18 protein-coding genes are annotated in these 19,950 nt (G+C 64.9%); 1 reads left to right on the top strand and 17 read right to left on the bottom strand.

Annotation, left to right across the window (positions count from 1 at the left end; translation table 11 throughout):
• Positions 1 to 35: 35 nt before the first annotated feature.
• Positions 36 to 1,637 carry a winged helix-turn-helix domain-containing protein gene (locus PIN31009_RS01410; RefSeq protein ID WP_174996878.1) on the top strand — a complete coding sequence of 534 codons (1,602 nt, stop codon included), beginning with the start codon at positions 36 to 38 and terminating at the stop codon, positions 1,635 to 1,637.
• Here the strand turns inward: PIN31009_RS01410 and PIN31009_RS01405 are convergent.
• The 17 genes from PIN31009_RS01405 to PIN31009_RS01325 all read right to left on the bottom strand — a co-directional run bounded on the left by PIN31009_RS01405 (position 1,595) and on the right by PIN31009_RS01325 (position 19,876).
• Positions 1,595 to 2,161, bottom strand: a complete 567-nt coding sequence (locus tag PIN31009_RS01405) for a hypothetical protein (protein ID WP_150789072.1) — start codon at positions 2,159 to 2,161, stop codon at positions 1,595 to 1,597. The genes PIN31009_RS01410 and PIN31009_RS01405 overlap by 43 nt on opposite strands.
• 5 nt (positions 2,162 to 2,166) lie before the next feature.
• On the bottom strand, positions 2,167 to 3,324 hold the full coding sequence (locus PIN31009_RS01400) for an IpaD/SipD/SspD family type III secretion system needle tip protein (RefSeq protein ID WP_150789071.1): 1,158 nt from the start codon (positions 3,322 to 3,324) through the stop codon (positions 2,167 to 2,169).
• A 27-nt stretch (positions 3,325 to 3,351) separates the two neighbouring features.
• On the bottom strand, positions 3,352 to 4,428 hold the full coding sequence (locus PIN31009_RS01395) for an IpaC/SipC family type III secretion system effector (RefSeq protein WP_150789070.1): 1,077 nt from the start codon (positions 4,426 to 4,428) through the stop codon (positions 3,352 to 3,354).
• Between the two features lie 15 nt (positions 4,429 to 4,443).
• Complete coding sequence (gene sctE, locus PIN31009_RS01390; protein ID WP_150789069.1) at positions 4,444 to 6,150, bottom strand: type III secretion system translocon subunit SseC family protein; 1,707 nt, start codon at positions 6,148 to 6,150, stop codon at positions 4,444 to 4,446.
• Complete coding sequence (sicA, locus tag PIN31009_RS28335) at positions 6,147 to 7,427, bottom strand: type III secretion system translocator chaperone SicA (RefSeq protein WP_281355805.1); 1,281 nt, start codon at positions 7,425 to 7,427, stop codon at positions 6,147 to 6,149. The genes sctE and sicA overlap by 4 nt, the downstream gene beginning before the upstream one ends.
• Positions 7,428 to 7,530: 103 nt before the next feature.
• Entirely contained in the window at positions 7,531 to 8,631 is a 1,101-nt protein-coding gene (locus PIN31009_RS01380; RefSeq protein ID WP_150789068.1) for an EscU/YscU/HrcU family type III secretion system export apparatus switch protein, read from the bottom strand.
• A gap of 1 nt (position 8,632) precedes the next feature.
• Positions 8,633 to 9,442, bottom strand: a complete 810-nt coding sequence (gene sctT, locus PIN31009_RS01375; RefSeq protein ID WP_217426749.1) for a type III secretion system export apparatus subunit SctT — start codon at positions 9,440 to 9,442, stop codon at positions 8,633 to 8,635.
• Position 9,443: 1 nt separating this feature from the next.
• Positions 9,444 to 9,707, bottom strand: coding sequence for an EscS/YscS/HrcS family type III secretion system export apparatus protein (locus PIN31009_RS01370; protein WP_150789067.1), 264 nt, complete (start codon positions 9,705 to 9,707; stop codon positions 9,444 to 9,446).
• Between the two features lie 40 nt (positions 9,708 to 9,747).
• Complete coding sequence (locus PIN31009_RS01365) at positions 9,748 to 10,401, bottom strand: EscR/YscR/HrcR family type III secretion system export apparatus protein (RefSeq protein ID WP_150789066.1); 654 nt, start codon at positions 10,399 to 10,401, stop codon at positions 9,748 to 9,750.
• The gene (locus tag PIN31009_RS01360; RefSeq protein WP_150789065.1) at positions 10,391 to 11,302 is read right to left on the bottom strand and encodes a YscQ/HrcQ family type III secretion apparatus protein; all 912 of its coding nucleotides are present in this window, start codon (positions 11,300 to 11,302) and stop codon (positions 10,391 to 10,393) included. Before PIN31009_RS01360 ends, PIN31009_RS01365 begins: the two co-directional genes overlap by 11 nt.
• Positions 11,296 to 12,210 carry a SpaN/EivJ family type III secretion system needle length determinant gene (locus PIN31009_RS01355; RefSeq protein ID WP_150789064.1) on the bottom strand — a complete coding sequence of 305 codons (915 nt, stop codon included), beginning with the start codon at positions 12,208 to 12,210 and terminating at the stop codon, positions 11,296 to 11,298. The genes PIN31009_RS01360 and PIN31009_RS01355 overlap by 7 nt, the downstream gene beginning before the upstream one ends.
• Entirely contained in the window at positions 12,198 to 12,653 is a 456-nt protein-coding gene (locus PIN31009_RS01350) for a hypothetical protein (protein WP_174996876.1), read from the bottom strand. Before PIN31009_RS01350 ends, PIN31009_RS01355 begins: the two co-directional genes overlap by 13 nt.
• A complete protein-coding gene (locus PIN31009_RS01345) occupies positions 12,637 to 13,956 on the bottom strand; it encodes a FliI/YscN family ATPase (RefSeq protein ID WP_150789062.1) in 1,320 nt (439 codons plus the stop codon). The genes PIN31009_RS01350 and PIN31009_RS01345 overlap by 17 nt, the downstream gene beginning before the upstream one ends.
• Positions 13,953 to 16,040, bottom strand: coding sequence for an EscV/YscV/HrcV family type III secretion system export apparatus protein (locus tag PIN31009_RS01340; RefSeq protein ID WP_150789061.1), 2,088 nt, complete (start codon positions 16,038 to 16,040; stop codon positions 13,953 to 13,955). Before PIN31009_RS01340 ends, PIN31009_RS01345 begins: the two co-directional genes overlap by 4 nt.
• Positions 16,040 to 17,227 carry a type III secretion system gatekeeper subunit SctW gene (gene sctW, locus PIN31009_RS01335; RefSeq protein WP_150789060.1) on the bottom strand — a complete coding sequence of 396 codons (1,188 nt, stop codon included), beginning with the start codon at positions 17,225 to 17,227 and terminating at the stop codon, positions 16,040 to 16,042. Before sctW ends, PIN31009_RS01340 begins: the two co-directional genes overlap by 1 nt.
• Positions 17,214 to 19,100: a type III secretion system outer membrane ring subunit SctC gene (sctC, locus tag PIN31009_RS01330; protein ID WP_150789059.1), complete on the bottom strand. Its 1,887-nt coding sequence runs from the start codon at positions 19,098 to 19,100 to the stop codon at positions 17,214 to 17,216. The genes sctW and sctC overlap by 14 nt, the downstream gene beginning before the upstream one ends.
• Positions 19,097 to 19,876 carry a helix-turn-helix domain-containing protein gene (locus PIN31009_RS01325; RefSeq protein ID WP_150789058.1) on the bottom strand — a complete coding sequence of 260 codons (780 nt, stop codon included), beginning with the start codon at positions 19,874 to 19,876 and terminating at the stop codon, positions 19,097 to 19,099. Before PIN31009_RS01325 ends, sctC begins: the two co-directional genes overlap by 4 nt.
• Between the last annotated feature and the right edge of the window lie 74 nt (positions 19,877 to 19,950).

The following is a 19,950-nucleotide window of genomic DNA, read 5'->3' as shown; positions in this document are numbered from 1 at the left end:
ACCACGGCAGGACCTTTTTGTTCGATGATTTTTCATTGGATGGCAGTGGCGTCCTGAAGCAGGCGGACCGGCAAACCAGCCTCCCGCCCAAAGAAGCCGCAGTGCTGCGCGTACTGCTGGAAGCGGCGGGAGACACCGTCAGCAAGGACACGTTACTCAGCCTCGTCTGGCCGCAGCAGGACGTCAGCGAAGAGTCGCTCACGCGCTGCATCTATGCCGTACGGCGCCTCTTGCGCGAGAAGAAGGCCGACCGGATTGTCGAGACGGTCTACGGCACGGGATACCGCATCCGGCGCTCGGTCGCCATCGTCTCAGCCGCATCGCGCGCGACGGCGCTCTGCACGCTGGCCGTCATGCCGTTTCGCACGCAGAACCCTTCCCAAGCACTGATCCTTCACGACCGGCTGGTCACACGGCTGTTCGAGTACACCGCCTACGGACTGCGCGTCTTGCCGGCGTCGATCACCCGCACCTCGTTGGAATGTCACGACATCGCCACGTTCGTCGAGCGCTTCTCGCCTGACTTCTATGTATGCGGTCATCAGATCGACGACGACCGACTGCGTATCGAGTTGGTCGACTCGGCGGGCCACCAGTTGCTCTTCAGCGAAGACTTCCTGATCGCCGATGGCGCCGGCAACCTGCCGATCGACCTCCGCATCACCGACATGATCACGAAGCACGTGCCCGGGCTCACGGCCTCGGTCCATCTCTCGCAATCGTTCGATACGTTCGATACCGCCACGACGTTTCTTCACGCGCGCTTCAAACTCCAGCAGCACACGCCGTCCAGCCTGCGCCAGTCGTTGCAGTTCTTCCATCAATGCGTGGGCGGCGGCGCGTCGCGTACGTCACCGTATTGCGGACAGGCCGAGTGTTATCTCGCGCTCGCGCATATGGGGCTGTTCGATCAGAAGGCGGCGATGCAGGGGGCGCGCGGTGCGGTGGAAGCCGCGCTCGCGCTGGCGCCGCGCGATCCGCACGCCATCAGTCTGCTGGCGATTCTGCACAGCATGAAATTCGAATGCAGCGTCGCGAACATCCTGTTCGATCGGGCCTTGTGGTCGGCACCGGCCAACCCGTACGTGCGCTACCACCATGCGTGGCATTGCATGCTGGCCGGACAAGCCAGCGCCGCCGAAGTCGCGCTCGATATCGCGCTGGAACACGATCCGAGCTTTGTGGCCGCCGCCATGCTCAAGGCGTGGGCGATGTTCTTCGACCGGCGCACCGACGAGGCGATTCGCTTTGCGCGCGAGAATTTGCAGCGCCACGGCCAATATCATCCGGTACTGACCAGCACGTTGGCGGTCATGCTGTCACATCAGGGACACCACGAAGCCGCAGAAACGCTCGTGCGCACGCTGCGCGAGACCGGTGACGACACGGGGCTGCTGCTCATCAATCGTCACTACGTGGAGCTGGGGCGTGGCGGGGTGGCGGCGAGACGCGCCAGTGCCCAATTACTTGCCGAGGTCGATTGCCGTCAGGTCCGTGCGGGCCTGCTGCCCTTGATTCTGCGCGTGCACGGGTTGACCGCAGCACGCGAGACATGGCGAAAAATGCGAATGGACTGGTATCCGTGGCAGCGCTTCTATCGCCACGATCCGCGACTGGATACGTTGTTTTCGATCTGATGTCCGACAGGAAGATGACACCCCGCCGGGCGCCGCTCGAACAAGCCAAGCCCGGCGAGCATGGCGGCGACCAGCGGATTCTTGCGAATCTCGGCGCTGGCCGTCGATCCCCGCAGGAATAACGCCAAGGCGAAGGCACGCAAGGAGTCGCGCTGCGGGTGCCCGGCGAGCATGGTGATCAGCCCGCCCAGCACGTCGGCCAGCAGGCGCGCTTCTCCACACGCGAAGCGTTCGAGAATCGTGCGTTGGTGCATCGCATCGCGCGGTAGCACGGCATCGCGCATCGCCATGTACTGGCGGCGCAGCGCAATATCGTCGAGCGGTGCGGGGTCGAGCGCATCGCGGATCACCCGCATCAAGACCACGCCGATCGACGTGGCATCCCCACTGGCAAACATCACCGACAGATATCCCTGCGACGGGAGATTGCGTAACGGGCCGGCGCGAAACCCTGCTCGGCGGGCACAAGGGGCCAGCACGGGCGGCACGCGCAGGCGAGCCGCATCGCAGAGAACGCCGCTCACGCGACTCACCTGAGATACCCCTTGCAGACTTCGAGCGTGGCGTTGATCGTCGCGCTCAGTATCTTGACGAGATTGTCGTAGACCGAGTTGGCCGTCGAATAGCGCTGCATCAGGGACTGCATCGATGTCTTGATCAGGTTCTCCTGCGAGGTGAAGCCGGAACGCCAGATATCGAGCTCGAAGGGATTCATCACGCCGCTGGCGGGCACGTTTTCGATCATCCGGTCGAGTGGCGCCGTGTCGATGACCACCACATACTTGCCGCTGCCTGCCGGCTGCTCCTTGAGGCTTCGCTCCGGCAGTCCCAGATCTTTGAGCCACTTTTCGGCCGCCTCTTTGCTCGCCCCTTCGATCCCGGTGGCATCCTTGTCCTGAGGCGGAAACAGCACGGCAGCGGGGTTGGGCAACTCGAACGCCGCCTTGGCCTCTTCCAGTGCGGCCTTGAGCGCCGCCACGTCCAGCGTGACCTTCTCGCCCTTGTCGTCCGCCTTGATCCACGTCGACAGCTTCGCGACGATCTTGCTTATCGCGTCGTTGAACTTGAGATATTTGTCGGCAGCATCGCCATAGACGGTCAGGTAGTCGTCCTTCATCTTGCCGATCATCTCGGCAATCTGCTGCCACAACTCGGCATTGCTCATGCTCGTGTCGTCGGCCGCTGGCGGCGGATTACCCGTCTCGGGCGACGGCGATTCGCTTCGGACATCGGGGGCACCCTGAAGCTTCGGATTGCCCTGCGCTTCCGGATCCGGATTGCCCCGCAGACCGGGCACGCCGCGGCGTGTCGCCTTCACGACGTCGTCGCGCACCTGATCGGTGATGGGAACGTCGATGGCCGCCAGTCCGCGAAGGCGCCGCGAGAGATCGTACGCCCCCACCGCCGCCGCGTCGCGCGTCGCTTGCGTGGGCGATTGCACGCGAATCTCCCGATCCAACGCCCGTAGCCGATCGCTCAGATGACCGACCGCCTGAAGGGCGCCGGCAAGCAGCACCACGTCGCCAGCCAGCGAGTCGTCGGGTTCGGTGTCCGGCTCGGGGATGAATGGTGCCCCGGGGGAACGCGTGTCCAGCCTGTCCAGTGTCTCCAGTGTCTCCAACGCGGGGGGATCGATACGCTGCGGCACCGGGATAGGCCGGTAGGTCACATTAACGGTTTCGCTCATCTGGCTTGTCTCTCCGAGGGCCGTAGGTCACGCACGAATATTCCCCGCGATGAGGCCCATCGCACTGGTACGCGACTGCATGGCGGTTTCGATCGCCTTGAGCATGTCGGCGATCATCGCGCTGTCGCGATTGGCCTGCTCTTGGGTCGAGCCGGTGGCGTCCTTGTGGACTTGTGAGGCCGCGTCTTTCTGACGCTGGTCGGCCTGCGCGATGGACTCGGCGTAGCGCCCGGACCCCGTCGCGATGCTGCCGGTGGTGCCGGCAAGTTGCATCAGCGCCTGCCCTTTGGTGCGTTGCGCTTCGAGCGGGTTGAGCGTGGTGTCGGCGGCAACGGTGGACGGCGTCATCTCCGGCACCTCGGGGGCGGGTGGCGCCAACGGCACGTCGGGCAAATCCTGCGCGCCCGCGACGGCCGGCGTGTTACCGGTGTCGAACCGGGGTGTCGTCGATGACGAGGGAGGCGACAAGGGAGGCGACAAGGGGGACGAAGACGGGGACGGCGACAGCGGCGGCACGTCGGGCGTCACGTCCGGCCTGAGCGCACTGGTGGGTGTGGCCACGGTCTTCAGTTGCTGGAACGCCCCTGCGCCGGCCATGCCCAGCGATATCGTGGCGCCCGACACGTTGCCCATCATGTTGGCGAGGCCCCCCTTCTTGATGGCCTCCACCGACGCTTTCAGCGACTCGGCATTCATCTGGGTCAACGCACTGCGCAGCTTGATGTCGTTCTCGAACGCCTTCTGGAAAAAAGCGAAGAACTGCAACAGCAGCATGCCCTGCTTCGACATGATGCCGCCGAAGCCACCGTCGGCGGTGGGCGACTCGTCGATGACGCCCCCCCGAGCGTCGGGCATTTCGCGATTGCCGGCGGGGCTGTCCGCCAGATTGCCCGCCGCATCGATCTGACGAAGCAGGCCTTGCGCCGCCAGACGATCGGCCAGCGGAGACGGCTCGTTCAGCGCGGGCAGTTTGGTCTGGCGCTGCGCGTCAGCGTCCGGGTCGAATAACCGGGGGATTCCGGCAATCGGTGACACCGCACGCTCACTGAGCGGCGACGGGTTCGGTGCGACAAAGACCGGACGGCTGTCGATGGCAAAGGTCATGAGGGCTCTCCGGAGTCAGGCACGTACGTTGTTGAGAATGAAGCGTCCCGCGTCGTTCTGGTTCTTCGCCGCATCGGACATCGCCGTCAACAGGTTGGTGACGAAGTTATCCGACGACGTAAAGCTTTGCGCTGCCTGTTTCACCCATTCGCTGATCTTGTCGAGCACTTCGCGCGAGAACACCAAGTCGGCGGTGATATCCGTCGCGTTCTTCTCGAACACCCCCGCAGCGACCTGCCCGCCGGCCTGCGTGCCCGTCAGCCCCAATTCCCCGCCAACCGCAACCTTCGTCATCACATTGCCGATGACCTGAGCGCTGCCTTCGTTGACGCCCATGCGCGAGGAGATCGACGACAGAAGCTTGCTGCCCGTCTTGAGCGCTTCACGAATCAGGTCGGGGATAATCTTCTTCACCGTCTCGCCGATCAGATTCCCGATGGTGCCGCCCAACTTACTGGCCACGGCCGAGCCCACCACCATGGTCAAGGCGAGCACCGCGATGATGGCGATAGCCGCTACCACGGCGCCGATCACGCCGCCGATGATTTCGGCGGTCTCTTTGGCGACGCCCATCTTTTCGAGCAGTCCACCAATAGCGCCGCCGATCGCCGCCGCCAACGGCTGGATCACGCTCGCCATCAAAGGCTTGAGCGCTTCACTCAGTAACGAGAAGCCGCTCAGCGCACCGACGGTCGTGTCGGCAAGCATGGCGCCGCCCATCACCACGAGCGGCGTAGTGAGCCCGCCGGTCAGTGCGGCCCCCACGATGCCCACGATGGTGATGACGGCGCCCAGAATCTTGCCCAGCCAGCCCATCGTGCGATTCAACTGGTCGGCCTTCTTCACCTGTTCGCGGTAGTCGGCGTTGCGCTTCTCCAGATCGTTCTCGCGGGCTTCGCGTACGGTCTCGAAGAACTTCATGTCTTCTTCGATGGCCTCCTGCGCAGCGTCCCCCAGCAGCTTCGCGTACATCGCCATCATGGCGAGCAACGATTTGATCTGTTCGAGATGCTGTTCACCGTCTGCCCCCGGTGCCGCATTCGGCGTCGACATCAGATCGCTCAGCAGGGTGTCGCTCTTCTTTGCGGTGACGATGGCGGCATCGTGCGCCTTGCTCTGCGCCGATTTCGCATCGTCGAACTGCTTCGTTGCCGCGTCGAACTCCGCCTTGGCGGTATCGTGGGCCGTCTTAGCGGCGATGGCTTCGGGGGTATCGGGCGCCGCCGCATCGAGTGCGGCCTGCGTTTGCGCCAGCTTGTCGCGCGCCCGGTCGAGGGCGGTACGCGCTTCGCTGGTGACCTGACCGGCCGACTCGTAGGCACTCAACGCATCCTTCGCTTCACGCAAGGCGTTCATGAACGCCTCGCCTTCTTTGCTTCGAATGGTCTGTTTCGACGACTCCTGCGCCTGCCACTGCGCGAGACGCGTCTCGATCTCCGCGAGCGAGCCGTTGCCCAGCATCTGCATCATGCGGCCGATGAGCGCCGTCAGGTCCGGCTCGCCTTGCGTGCGAGGTGCCTGCAATGCCGGCGCATCGGACATCACCGCCGGTTTGTCCAGTCGTGCGGGCGTCTTGTCGATACTGGCCGCCAGCAAATCGCGCAGCACGTTGTCGCTACCCGCTGGCGGCGCCGGCTTGCCGGCCGGGATCAGGTCGATGAGATCGCTCTCACCGGCGCGCGCCAACACCGGCATTCTGCTGTCGATCGTAGAAGTATTCATGCAGCCTCCTTGGCGCTTACGCGCTTGTCCTTCGCGTCCTGCCCGCGCTGCGGGTGTGCCGGGTCCTGTGTGGACGGCGTGTCTTGTGTGTCTTGGGTATCTTGTGTGTCTTGCGCGGCGGGGTTATCGAGCGAACTCAGATACGCCTTGGCCCGCGTGCACAAATCGGCATCGGCACTGCTCTCGCTCACGAGCGAGAAACATTCGCGTGCCGCCACGGGGTCCTGCATCATCAACTGGCATTGGCCGGCGTAGAACACCGGGCGAAAGTCGTTCTTGCCGACCGCAAATGCCATGGCGTACAGGTCGACCGCTTTCTGATACTCGCCTTTCAACTGACACACGGCGGCCAGACCGACGATGTATTCCGAGTTGTAGAAGTCGTAGATGCACAAGAAGCGGAAGAACGCTTCGGCCTGCGCCAACTGTCCCTTGCTGTAGAAGTCGTACGCATGCGCGTACAGGCCGTCCATGGTTTCGCTGGAAATGCCGTGAATGTCCTTCAGGCTTGCCCCGGCGATCACCGCATCCCAGATTGCGCCGGTGGCGCGAACGGCTTCCGTTTCCAACTGCTTTGCCGCGTTTGACATTGCTTTTCCTCCTTCCGATACCCGACACCGGGTGAGTCGTCGACCGGCCAGTCGGCCGGTCGGTAGAAATCCATTCGGCAACGCGCCCGCGCCACGCCAGTGGGCGCCTTTGGACGTCTTACCGGCGCTGCCCGTCTGACAGGCACTGCCCGCCGTCCCGGCCGGCCCGCTCCGCATGACCGGCAGCGGTAGCGGCAACGATGCGAGACAACGAACCCAGCCGTCGACGCTGCCCGCCCGCACGGCGCGATAACAGGCGTCGGCCCGGGCCGACGCCGTGTGCGCCGCTGCGGTAGCGCTCAACGATTTGCGCATGGCACGGGGGTATTGCGGGTCACCGGGTGAGAGCACCTCCAGCACGACCTGCGATTCGGCCACGGCGTAGTCCGCTGCCATCGCCGCCTGCTGACTCGCGGCAAATGCGGCGCGGGTCCGCGCGTGTCCGGCGTCGGTGTGGCGTGCCGACACACGCAACGCCAGCACCGTGCTGCGTTGGCGGAATGTCGACGGCGTGATGGCGCCGTATGAGGCCGTGACTGGCAGCGATTCACCACACGCGTCGATCCGTCTCGCAAACTCCGGGGGCAATGCGATACCGTCGTCGCGGGCGACTTGCATGACGCTCGCGATTGCCGCTTCGGCGGCCGCATGCAGTGTGTCCCGCGTCTCGTCGCCATGTCGTCCCATTCATCCTCCCGAGCATTCGAACCAAAAAGGGGGGCTCGCCTAGCGGCGTCCCGATGAGTTTCATTAAACCAACCCGCCCCTTGAACGGCTTGCAGAAAGCGGCTTATTCCCGGTGAACTTCCACGGAATCGTCGACGCCGTCGTTGGCCGGACCCGCCTCGACGCCATCGTCCTGCGCACCGGCGCGTTCGACATCGTCGAGCCATTGCAGCAGCCGCATGATGGCGTCGAGATCGTCGAGGGCGACGAAGGTGTAGCGCCGATGCGTGCGATACAGTTGCCGCGCGAGCCGCACATCGCAGAAAACGGGCACGCCGACCGACGCCGCATAGGCCCGCACGGCCAGTGCGCGCTGATTGGTCTCCATCACCGAGATGAACGGCAACGCAATGATGTCGGGCCGGAAATAGATGCCCACGGCAATGTGCGTGGGATTGGCGATGATCAGTCGCGAATCGCGGATGTCGGCACGCATGGGCTCCGACAACAACTCCTGATGCGACTCGCGGCGCCGCGACTTGATTTCCGGGTTGCCTTCGCTGTCCTTATGCTCACGCTTGACCTCCTGCACCTCCATCCGATGCTCGCGGATGAACAGCCAGAACTCGACCATGGCGTCGAGCACGGCAATCGGTGCGATACACGCCAACGTGATCCACGCGAGCTTGCCGATGAGCACTACCCACGCGGCAGCGACACCGGCCGGGCTCATGTGCACCTGAGCGAACAGCAAGCCCCGGCCGTCGAACCACAGCGCCAGCGCGATGCCCGCGAAGCTCATGAGATACAGCACCGACTTCAGTGCGTCCTTCACTGTGCGCAGGCTGAATATCTTCTTCGCGCCCTGCATCGGATTGAGCGCGCCAAGATTGAACTTGATGGCTTGACCGGCCCAGACAAAGCCGGTTTGCAGCATCGCGGGCAGCACCGCCGCCGCCGCGCACACGAGCAATACCGGTGCCAGCATGCGCAGGCCATGTTGAAAGAGACTTAGCGCATAGGCCTGCGGGTTGGCGAACGTGCCCTCGGCGAGCGCCTGACGATATTCCTGCATCAGCCAGACCAGCGGATCGGTCGAGAGTACGAACAGCAGCCCGACGAACACCAGCGTCACCGTCGTCAGCTCTTTGCTCTTGAACGATTGCCCCTTCTGGCCGGCGTCTCTTAGGCGTTTGGCCGTCGGCTTCTCTGTCTTCGACGCCACCCTAGCCGCCCACGGGCGACAGCCAACGCACGACGTCGTGCGGCCGCGTCGTCAGCCCGTTGAGCGCATCGGGTAACGCCGCAGAGAAGTAAATCAACAGCACCGCAAACGCGATCAGGCTCTTGATCGTCAACGACAGCGCAAACGCATTGACCTGCGGCGCGAAACGCGAGAGCAGCCCCAGCATCAGCTCGCTGAGCAACAGCGCCCCGACGACCGGCGCGCTCAGCGAGATGGCATGACTCACGATCGAATCGAGCAGTGCGTGGACCCGATCGACCGACAGCGTGCATGGACCGAACGGCTCGCACACGCGATAGCTCTTCGCCATCACTTCCAGCAACAGCGTCATGCCGCCAAGATGCAGATAGATGACGGCGCCGAACCATTGAAAAAAGTTGGCCAGCTCGGAGGTATCCACACCGTTGGCCGGATCGATCACGCTGCTGAGCGTGGCGCCCCGCTGGTTGTCGATGTACGCACCCAGCCCATGAAAGACCCAGAACGGCCACGCCAGCGCACAGCCCAGCAGCAACCCGACACTGCCTTCGCGAATCACCAGCGTCCAGACCGGCGTCGTGAGATCGAGCGGCGCGCCATAGGCATACGGCCAGACACCCACCGCGATCCACATGGCGACGGCGGTGCGCAACACACCCGACATCACGTTGCCGTTGAGTATCGGCAACAGGTAGACGACGGGCGCCACGCGCGCGAACGCAATGCCCGCCGCGATTACGCCGTCGAAGTGAGCGGACGAGAGCGTGGAGAGCGTCGAGATTGACGAGAGTGATGCGGCCGACACCGTCACGTCAGCCCTTCCCTGTCATCGCCAGATGCATAACGGTCGTGCCGAAGCTCACCAGCGTCTCGCCATACCAGCCGGCCAGCAGAAACAGACTCAACGAGACGGCTAATAACTTGAGGCCGAACGGCAGCGTCTGCTCCTGCACCTGCGTCACCGTCTGAAGCAGCCCGACGGCGACGCCGACCAGCGTCGCCACCGCGACCGGTCCCGCCGAGAGGATCAGCACGAGATACAGCGCCCGATTCCCTGCAAAGATCAGGTTGTCCATGATCGCCCCCGTGCGGCGGCGTGTCCGGCGTTCGTGTCGCTCATGGCAGGTACTGCCGGATCAGACCCTGCGACAGCAGCGACCAGCCATCCATCGCTACGAACAGAATCAACTTGATCGGCACCGAGATCGTGACCGGGCTCATCATCATCATGCCCAGCGAGAGCAGGATGCTCGACACCACGAGATCGACGACCACGAACGGCAGATACAGATAGAAGCCGATCGTGAAGGCGCTCTTGATTTCCGAAAGCGCATAGGCCGGCAACAGCGCGAAAAGGGAAGGCTCGGCGGCCTCGTCGTCGCCCAACGCTGCCTCCACGCCGTCGCGTCCCATCTCTTCGCGCGCAAAGAATTGCGTGAGACCCGGGTCGGCGTACTTGAGGAGGTACGCGCGATATGGCGCCAGCCCCTCGTCGATGAACTGGCGCACCGAAGCGGCGTCGGCAAAGTTCACCGGGTTGGCTTCGTAAGCGTTGAACACGGCGGTGGCCACCGGCAGCATCACGAACATCGAGAGCAGCAGCGCAGCGCCGTTGAGGGTCATGTTGCTCGGCACCTGTTGCAAGCCGAGCGCGTTGCGCACCATCACGAAGACGATGGAGAACTTCACATAGCAGGTGCCGGATGCAATCAGAAACGGCAGCAGCGTAAACAGACTCAGTACGCCGATGGCCGGTACATCACTCCACATGCGCGGCGCTCCCGAACCATTCGTTGATTTCCACGCCCAGCCGCCCATCGAGTTCCACCAGCTCGCCCCGTGCGATCAACGCGTCGTTCACGCGCACTTCCACACGTTGCTCGGCCCCCGGCTGCAACGGCAACACCTGCGTCTGCCAGAGCTGCCGCAGCTCGGCCAGCGAGATCCGCTGGCGTTGCAGAACGAACACCAAGTCGACCGGCAATTGTTCGAGAGACGATGCTGCCGACGCCGTCGATTCAAACGATGCCGTCTCGTGCACCGTCTCCGGTTGTGTGTAGGTTTCCAGCATCAACTCTCCTTCTTCCAATCGATAGCTGCCCATCGTCAAACCACCGCAACTCAGCCAGTGGTACCCCTCACGGATGAGCAGAACGTCCCCGCGCTCGATCAAACGCAGCGTCGCCGCACGCACCCGGCTTCGGCCCAACGCCGCGTCCAGCCAAAACCGAACCCCCTCAAGATCGTGCAGCCGCGGGGCATCGACCACGGGGGCGTAGGCGATCCACACCGGGCACTCTTGTGCCCGCACCTTGAGCATCAACCCCTCGGGTAAGGCACTGCCTTCGATCGGCGCGCCAACCTCCAAGTCGTCATAGGCCAGCTCGGGCACCGGCAGGTGCAACGGCCGCGCGCTCGATGCAAACAGCCGTGCCGCCAGCCGCTCCGTATCGGCGCAACACGCCAGCGAGGCCAGTTCGCGCGACACGCCTTCGAGCCACATGCCCGGCTCGATCCACGCCTGCCACGTTCTCGCGGTGTCGTGCACGCAGATCCACGTGCCCATGCGCGGCAGGTGTTCGAGCGACGTGCGCAACCCTCTCGCGCGCCAGACGGCATCCGCTCTGGCAAGCCGTGACAGCGCTTCGTCGACCCGGCGCAGTCTCAGCATTCCCCCTCCTCCTGCATGGCATCACCCATCTGATCGATACCCGCCACCTTCGACGCGGCCGACGCGTCCAATTGCCAGCGCGAACCACTCGTCACGGTGCCCGGCCACATCGCCTGCAACCGGCGTTGCACCAGTGCGTCGGACGCGCCGAGAACGAAGCCTTGCCGTCCGTCGATCTGCACACGCTGCACGTGAACGAAATGTCCCTTGCCCCAACTATCGAAGGCATAACGCAACCCATCGCTGCCGACGGACGGCACGTATCGATCGCTGCCCCCGGGCGGAGGTGGCGCGTGCCGGTCTCGCGGCGCCTGCGACGGGAGCGGCATGGCATGCGCGGTGTCGCGTGCCGCATTGCCCGGCAGGCCCAGCAGTCCCGGCACCGGCATGGTGTCGGTCGCACCAGATTCCCTCCTGCGGTGGTCTTTCGCTGCGGTGCTCGCTGACGGCGGCACGGCGAGTGAGGAAGCAGAGGAAATAGCCGACGTAGAGGAAGGCGTGGCATCGATACGTTCGGCGGAACCCGTGACGTTCAAATCCGAGGGTGCGACGCGGGGCATATGGACTGTGGTGCCGGCTGACCCACCGGTGTCGCCGGGCGTGGCCCGGGCGTGCTCGTGCCGGGGGAATGACTGCGTCTGCGGCTCGCGCGCGGCACGGTCTGCCACTACGACGGCACACCCGCCCAGCCGTTGAAGTGTCGAGGAAGGCGCAGTGTCGGCATGCCACAGCATCGGCCACGGCGGCACACCGCTTGGCGCACTCCCGTCCGACACGTCATGGGGCTTACGCTCGAATGCCCGGCGTCGTAACGCTTGCTCGAATGCCTGCGTCACGTCGCTGTCGTCCGCGCCCGCGTCGGTGCCGGCCGGCGAGGGCCGCGCCGTGCGCATGACTACCGTTTCCATGCCAGACGCTCCTCAAGCTCGATGACTTCACGTTGCAATGCGCGACGCTGTGCCGTCTTGCGCAACACTGCCGTCATGCGGGTGTATTTCGTTTCCTTGCGCCACCAGCGTTGCCGTAGCGCGTCGCTTTGCTCGCGTTGCGCTACGAGCGCATCGTTAGCTTCGTCGAGCGTCGTTGCGCGCACGCCTAACTCCCGGACCTGCTGCCGCAGCAACGCCCCGGCGCGCAGTTCGCGTTGCAGCCCGGCGAGATCCAGTTGCACCTGCGACAGACGCGACGATTCGATCAGACCCCCGATGGCATCGCACTGCTGGCGCAACGCATCTCGCTGCGCGCCCAGACTTCCTGCCTTCATCGAAAGCTCGCGCAGATCACGCTCCTGCAACTGCTTCATTTGTCCGGCACCGTGCCGCAAGCGGCGCAGATCAGTCCACGATGTCATGCAATCTCTCCAGAGTCTCGTCTTCGGACGACCATTCGTCGCGCGTCTGACATAGAAATGCGTCCATGGACGGCTTGGCGGCCATCGCACGGTCATCCTGCGCGTCGACGCCGGGCCGGTACTCCCCCAGATCGACGAGCGTCTGCAAAGCCTCCAGACGCGCGAGCCAACCACGCAACGCCCCGGCGGCACGCAGGTGCTTGGGCGTGGCAACGCGCGTGGCCACCCGGCTCACACTGCGCAGCACATCGATGGCCGGGTAGTGACTTCGCTGCGCCAGCCGTGCGCTCAGATGGATGTGTCCGTCGAGAATCGAGCGAATCTCCTCCGCCATCGGATCGGTCGTATCGTCGTCTTCGAGCAGCACGGTGTAGAACGCCGTGATGCTGCCCGAGGTGGCCGCCCCGGCGCGCTCGAGCAACTGCGGCAAGCTGGCGTAGACCGAGGCAGGCACGCCCGCGCGCATCGGCGGCTCGCCGGTGGCCAGCGCCAGATCGCGGCAGGCGCGCACGTACCGGGTGAGGGAATCGACAAACAACGCGACGTGATGACCCTGCTCGCGGAAGTATTCGGCCACGGTGGTCGCCAGCAGCGCCGCGTTACGCCGGGCGACGGCCGGGGCGTCCGACGGTGCGAAGACGACGATGCAGCGATGTGCACCCGGTGACTCGCGCAGTTCGTCGACAATCTCCACGACCTCGCGCCCGCGCTCGCCGATCAGCGCGATCACCGTGGTGTCGGCATCCACGCCGGCCATCAGCGTGTTGATGAACGATGTCTTGCCGCAGCCGGCCGGGGCAAAGATGCCCACCCGCTGCCCGCGTCCACACGGCAGACAGGCATCGATGGCCCGCACGCCGGTATGCAGCCGCACATCGATGCCGACGCGTGCGTCGTAGGCAAGCGCGGGCGCCAGCAACGGGCGCTCGCCGGACCGCGCAATTAGCGCGCGGGGCATGCTGGGCGGGTGCGCCATCGTCTGCCCGCCGTCAATCCGATCGACGATCTCGCCGCGCGCATCGAGCACGGCGCCCCGCCATCCGGCAGTCGGCCGGCAGGTCGCCTGACGCCCCGTCGGCACCAGCGCGGTATCGCACGAGAGCCCCTGCGTGGCGGCAAACAGACTCAGCACCGCGCGGCCGTCGTGCACGGCGATGACCTGCGCCTGCCCCACCGTGTCTGCATCGCGCCACGTGCGGCGAACCTCGCAAATCTCGCCGATCGACACGCCCGGCAGATGCGCTTCGGCCGTATGACCCGCAATGCGCGATACGAGCGACATCCGACTGACGAAGTGGGTCATATCGTTGCGATGACGTTGACCGGCACACCGTCGACCAATTCGCCGAACGACAGCACTTCCAGATCCCGATAGCGGGTCTCCACCAGCTTCTTGACGAAGCGCCGCACGTCGACCGACGCCAGCATCACTACGTCCTTATGCGCACGCCCCGAGGCGTCGAGCGAGAGGCCGACGCGATCGAGCAGCGTCTCGGCGTCTTTCGGCTCCATGTTGACGAACGACCCGCCCGCCGTCTGACGAATCGAGCGGCGCACGGTCTCCTCCAGTTCCGCAGACAGCATGACCACCCGCAACTCGCCGTTGCGCAGGAACTTGTTGCAGATGTAGCGGCCGAGCGCGCTGCGCACATGCTCGACGAGATTGAGCACGTCTTTCTCGCGCGGCGCCCACATCGCGAGCACTTCCATCACGAGCTTCATGTTGCGCACCGAGATGCGCTCCATCACCAGCCGTTGGAGAATTTCCGCCACACGCTGCAACGCCACGTGCCGCAGCACTTCCTTGACCAGATCGGGGTAGTGACCTTCCACGAGATCGAGGATCTTCTTCGCCTCCTGAATCCCGAAGAACTCGTTGACGTGGCGCGTGAGCAGGACCGCCAGACATTGGTACAACTCTTCACTCGGCGCGAACGTGGCGTGATTCATCTGCGTCAGCAGGTCGCCCTGCGCCGGTGTGACCCACGCGCAACGGCCGCGATCGGGCCCGGAGAACGCCGGCGCCAGCCCCATCGCTGCAATCTCGTCGGTATAGGCCTCGACGCGGACGCGGTCGTAGTAAATGCCGAACTCGTCGGCGCGGACTTCGTTGATGTAGACCGCCGCCCGGGCCGCGTCGATCTGCGCCGAGCCCTGTAACAGCACGTCGGGCAGATGCACCCCGAAGTCGTTGAAGAACTGACTGCGGATGCGGCGCGAAAAAGCATCCGCTTCGAGCCCAGCTACCCGGGCCATCGGGACCACGACGGCGAGGGGTGCCGTCGCGGGGGCCACGCCGTCGAGATCGTCGATCAGCATCAGACCGCTGCCGCTCCCCGGTGCCGCCGCCGACTTGGATGGCTTGCCGCCGTCGTTGCCCAAGGCATCGCCTCGGCGTGCGCCCGCGACCGTCCCGGTGCCGGTCGTGGCCGGCGGGCGCGCGAAGTAGCACGCCGTCGCCAGCAGCGCGGCGAGCACCGTGAACGTGAGCATCGGAAAGCCGGGCAACGTGCCGATCAACAGCGTGAGCAATGCCGTCGCCCCCAGCACAAACCGGTTGCCCATCAGTTGGCTGACGATCGTGCGGCCCATGTTGCCGGCTTCGCCATTCACCCGCGTGACGACAAAGCCCGCCGCCACGGAGATGAGCAGCGCGGGAATCTGCGCCACCAGCCCGTCGCCGATCGTCAGCGTGGAATACGTGGTGATTGCGCCGCTCAAATCCATGTTGCGTTGCGTGACACCCACGATGATGCCGCCGATCAGATTGACGAAGATGATGACGATCCCGGCGATGGCGTCGCCCTTGACGAACTTCATCGCCCCGTCGAAGGAGCCGTAAAGCTGGCTCTCGCGCTCGAGCACGCTGCGCCGCTCGCGCGCGCCATCGGTGTCGAGCGTGCCGGCCTTGACGTCGGCGTCGATGCTCATCTGCTTGCCCGGCATACCGTCGAGCGAGAACCGCGCGGCGACTTCGGCCACACGTTCCGAGCCCTTGGCGATCACGATGAACTGCACGATGGTGACGATGGCAAACACTACGAAGCCCACGGCCAGACTGTCGCCGATCACGAAGTCGCCAAACGAGTCGATGATCCGTCCGGCATCCGCATCCATCAGGATCAGGCGCGTCGTGCTGATCGACAGGGCCAGCCGGAACAGCGTGGTGATCAGCAACATCGACGGAAACGACGAGAAGCTCAAAATCTTCTCGATATGAAACGCGCCGAGAAAGAGCAGCACCGACAGCGCGATGTTGATACCGATAAGAAAGTCGACCAGAAACGTCGGCAGCGGAATCACCAGCATCGCGATCACGCATGTCATCAGGATCAGGATGATGATTTCCGGCCGTTCGCGCAGACCGCCCAGCAACAGGCTCGGCATCAGGCACTCCTGCGGTGGCGCGATGCCGGGTCCGCAGCGGCGGCCACCGGCTCGCGGCGATACGCGGCATCGGCAAACCTCAGCAGGCCGTCGAGCACCGCATCGCGCGCGTCCGGCGTTTGCAGCGGCTCGCCCGGCAACATCCGGCAGGCACGCTGCAACAGGCCGATCAGCTTGCCGTGAGCATCGAACCCCTGTCGCATTGCCGCGTCGCCGGTCACGTCGCGCAGTGCGCCGTCGAGCGCCTGCGGATCGGTCAGGATGGCCAGCAGAAAGTGCAGCCAGTCTTGCGCGCGGTCATTGAACGGGCGCGCCAGCGGACTCGTGCTGACGCGCGTGATGAACGCGGTTTCGCAAGTGCGCAGGCGCCGCAGGACGGCAAGCCGCGCGAGTGGCAGCAGAAACTCGCGCGCCGAGCTGCTGGGGTCGTTGGCGCGCATGTCGTCGACGAGCGCGCCTTCCATGAAATGAAGCACCTGCGTGCGCCGCTCGAAGCCGAAGCCCGCGACCCAGTTCTGATAGACCTCGACGTCGGCTTCGTCCCCACACAGGAAGTTGCGATAGGCCGCGCGCAACATCGACGGCGTATAAGCCAGCGGCATGCCCGTATGGGCCAGACGCGCCTTGATCGCACAGTGGATGCCGGCAAGGCGCTCGCGCACTTCCTGCGGGGGCGCAGTCTCGGCCTGCGCCAGCACGGCGTCGAGGACAGCCTGTTGCTCAGGGGCGAGCGTCTCGCGTTGCGCGATCAGTATCCGGAGCGCCAGCCAACGATCACTCACGTCGGGGAAGTCGGCGGATAACCTGCGTGCCAGTTCATCCGGCGAGGTCCACGTCGCGGCCAAAATCCGCTGAATCTTGTCGGGCGCCGATTCGTCGAGCAGGTGCGCGTAGCTGTCGTCGAGACCCCGGCGCTCCTCGCTGCTGCGCAACGCGCGCGAGCGGAACTGGGCCATCGCCGCCGACATTTCATCGGCAGCGTTCTGCGCGCGCTGCACGTCGGCCACCGGCCCCGCGAGGACCTGCCGCGGCGGGCCATCGTCGTCCTCGGCCATTCGCGTCGAGCGGTGACGGCTCGCCGTGGTCTTCTCTCCCATCTGCGCGAGCGGCTTAAACGACGTAGGCGACGTAGGCGACGTAGGCGACGTAAGCGCCGCAAATGGGCGGACAGCATCAAGCGCGGTCATAAACGTCTCTCCGGTGGTGCGTGACGGGCACCCGCTCGTCACCCGGCGCGTTGGGCGTCTTCAGGCTGGGGGGCTTGTTCTCTGCGTCAGCACGCGGCGCCACCAGTTCGCTCGCTTCACGCACGGCCTGCACGGCGGTGTCCGGTGAAAAAGGCAGCGTTCCGGCCATGTCGCTCCCGATATCGCTCGCGTCGCGGGCCAGTGCCTGACCGATCTCGCGCGGCTGAATCAGAAACACGCGCACGTTGTTGTTCTGCGCGTTGCTCGTGTAGCGAAACAGCCGGCCCAGCACGGGGATATCGCCCAGCAGCGGGATCTTCTTCTCGACCGTATCGCCGCCGTCGCGGGTATAGCCGCCGATCAGCAGACTCTTCCCCTGCGGTACCCGCGCGATGGTGCTGATATGCGTGCGCGAGACCGTCGGCAACGCCGTGTACTTGCTATCGCTTTCCCGGGGTGCGGCGCTCGTGCCGTCTTCGATGTTGAGCGTCATTTCGATCTCGTCGTCACCGGCGAAGCGCGGCCACACGCTCACCATCGTGCCGTAGGTGACGCTGCGCAGATCGGTCGTGCGCTCGCCTTCGAGCGGCACGTAGAACGTCTGGCTGCCATCGAACAACGCCGGGATATTCTCCTGCGCGAGAATCACCGGCCGCGACACCACGGTGGCCCGGCCGTTCGACGCCAGCGCGTGAATCTGCGCGAGAAAGCGCACGCCGTCGAGCGTGCTCAAGGGCGTGGCGGCATTGAGCAGCATGCCCACCTTCGCGCCGAGGTTCACGCCGCCCGACCAGTCGATTCCGAGCGAATCAAGCGCTTCGCGGCGCAGATCGATGATCCACAGCGAGAGTTCGATGTGCCGGCGCGGTACGTCGAGCCGCGTCACCAGTCGCTCGATGCGCTCGACCTGCTGCGCCGTTCCCCTGACGATCAGGCTGTTGCCGGCCGGATAGGCGCGCACGACGATCGGTGTCTGTGTCGAGGGGGCGGCCCCGGGTAGGTCGTCGGGCGCTGCCTGTGTCCTCGGGCCGTCATCCGTCATCGCTTCGGCCGCGTCGTCGGATTCGTCGCCCTTCGGTGTCGACGTCAATGCCGATGCCGATGCCGATGCCGATGCCGCGGACCGCTCCTGCGCCGGCGAAGCGTCGCTCGACGCGACCAGTTGCCTGACAATCGTCTCCATGCCGGGAATGACGATCTTTTCGTCTCGCATCACATAGGTGCGGTCGGTGACGAATGCGTTGTCCATGCGCACGACACCGATGTGCTCCGGTGCCGATGCCAACGCCTCGTCGTTGCTTCGCGTCGCACGGTCGAGCGACTTCGACGCGGCGAGCACGATATCGACAAACACCGGCGGGCCCGAGACATAGAAGACATTGCTGCGGGTGTCGCCACGCACCGGATAGCGGCGATCGTAGAGCCCCGTCGCGCGCAGATATGCGCTCACGTCGGCAACGCGGGCGTACCGCAGCGACACGGTCGCGCTGCGCACTTCCGAGGCGTCGTAAAGATAGATCGACTGTCCGTCGTGATACCAGATGAGACCGAGCTTGCCGGCGAGCGATTCGAGTAATGCCCGCGCGTTCGACAAGTCGAAATCACCCGAGACTTGTTTTCTCGCCGCGGCCTTGCTCACGATCACCGGCTTGCCGAGATAGGGGGACAGCGCGTCGAAGAACACCCGCAGGTTGTCGTTGCGTGCCACATAGCCACCGCGCGGCGATACAACGTTGGCGGTGGTGGCGGTGGTGGTGGCTGAGGTAGCCGCGTCGGGGTCGACCGATGCCAGCGTCGTCGCCCACGAGGCGCTGGCCGCACCCGGGATCGCGACACATAACAGTGCACAGACGAGATGGTGCCGTGTCTTCATCGAGCCAGCGTCCGCAGCGAACCCGCCGCATGGGTCGGCGACATGCCAATCAGTTCCTTGATCTCGGTGGAGAAGTGCGACGACGACGCGTAGCCGTTGCGCAGCGCAATCTCGGTATAGCTGTCGCTGCCCTGCGCGACTTCGAGCATCGAGCGTGCCATGCGCCAGTCGCGCAAGACGATCTTGGCCGACTCGCCCAGTGCACAACGGCACAACCGTCTGAAGTGCGAATACGACACGCCGTATTTCGCGCACATGTGACGCAGTGTGCCGCCCGTATGCGAGCGCGACAGCAGAAAGCGCACGAGCTTGTACGACTCGCCACGACGCAGCACCGACAACATGGTGCAGAAGGCGTCGCTGGGCGCCGCCAACTGGCTCAGGAACCAGATTTCGCATTGACGGCGGTCGGTCCAGAACGCGTCCACCGGCACACAGTGCAACGTGGGAGTGCTCTCGTGGCGCTCCGCATCACATGGCCCGGCGACTCTGGCTTCGTCCATGAACGCCAGCAGTTTGACGAGCACGTCGCAATGCAACGCGTGGTAGTGCAACGTGCCGCCGACGGCACGCATCTGGCCACGGCCGAACATCAGCAGGCCGCAATAACCGGCGGGCAATGTGACACGCGTCGACTGGCTGGCGTGCGCGGGTTGCAGGGCCAGCGAAAGATCGCCGGTTGTCTGCCGGACGAACCAGACGCCCTCGGATGCCAGCGCACGAGCGTCGTTTGCGCACAGTTCCTGCCACGCCCCCATGATTTCCATACCTCTCATTGCCCACCTCACTTCAAGTCGTATCGTCGATCGTCGGGGTTCTTTCTGCGGCGCAGCACCTGTCTGAGCGTCGC

The organism is Pandoraea iniqua (assembly GCF_902459685.1).
Lineage (GTDB): Bacteria > Pseudomonadota > Gammaproteobacteria > Burkholderiales > Burkholderiaceae > Pandoraea > Pandoraea iniqua.
This window is presented reverse-complemented; position numbering and strand designations above follow the sequence as displayed.

What these genes read in the sequence shown, in the direction of transcription:
- PIN31009_RS01400 (WP_150789071.1), bottom strand. Translation starts at nt 3,324, where the DNA reads ATGAGCGAAACCGTTAATGTGACCTACCGGCCTATCCCGGTGCCGCAG.
- PIN31009_RS01395 (WP_150789070.1), bottom strand. Translation starts at nt 4,428, where the DNA reads ATGACCTTTGCCATCGACAGCCGTCCGGTCTTTGTCGCACCGAACCCG.
- sctE (WP_150789069.1), bottom strand. Translation starts at nt 6,150, where the DNA reads ATGAATACTTCTACGATCGACAGCAGAATGCCGGTGTTGGCGCGCGCC.
- sicA (WP_281355805.1), bottom strand. Translation starts at nt 7,427, where the DNA reads ATGGGACGACATGGCGACGAGACGCGGGACACACTGCATGCGGCCGCC.
- PIN31009_RS01370 (WP_150789067.1), bottom strand. Translation starts at nt 9,707, where the DNA reads ATGGACAACCTGATCTTTGCAGGGAATCGGGCGCTGTATCTCGTGCTG.
- PIN31009_RS01365 (WP_150789066.1), bottom strand. Translation starts at nt 10,401, where the DNA reads ATGTGGAGTGATGTACCGGCCATCGGCGTACTGAGTCTGTTTACGCTG.
- PIN31009_RS01360 (WP_150789065.1), bottom strand. Translation starts at nt 11,302, where the DNA reads ATGCTGAGACTGCGCCGGGTCGACGAAGCGCTGTCACGGCTTGCCAGA.
- PIN31009_RS01355 (WP_150789064.1), bottom strand. Translation starts at nt 12,210, where the DNA reads ATGGAAACGGTAGTCATGCGCACGGCGCGGCCCTCGCCGGCCGGCACC.
- PIN31009_RS01350 (WP_174996876.1), bottom strand. Translation starts at nt 12,653, where the DNA reads ATGACATCGTGGACTGATCTGCGCCGCTTGCGGCACGGTGCCGGACAA.
- PIN31009_RS01345 (WP_150789062.1), bottom strand. Translation starts at nt 13,956, where the DNA reads ATGACCCACTTCGTCAGTCGGATGTCGCTCGTATCGCGCATTGCGGGT.
- PIN31009_RS01340 (WP_150789061.1), bottom strand. Translation starts at nt 16,040, where the DNA reads ATGCCGAGCCTGTTGCTGGGCGGTCTGCGCGAACGGCCGGAAATCATC.
- sctW (WP_150789060.1), bottom strand. Translation starts at nt 17,227, where the DNA reads ATGACCGCGCTTGATGCTGTCCGCCCATTTGCGGCGCTTACGTCGCCT.
- sctC (WP_150789059.1), bottom strand. Translation starts at nt 19,100, where the DNA reads ATGAAGACACGGCACCATCTCGTCTGTGCACTGTTATGTGTCGCGATC.
- PIN31009_RS01325 (WP_150789058.1), bottom strand. Translation starts at nt 19,876, where the DNA reads ATGAGAGGTATGGAAATCATGGGGGCGTGGCAGGAACTGTGCGCAAAC.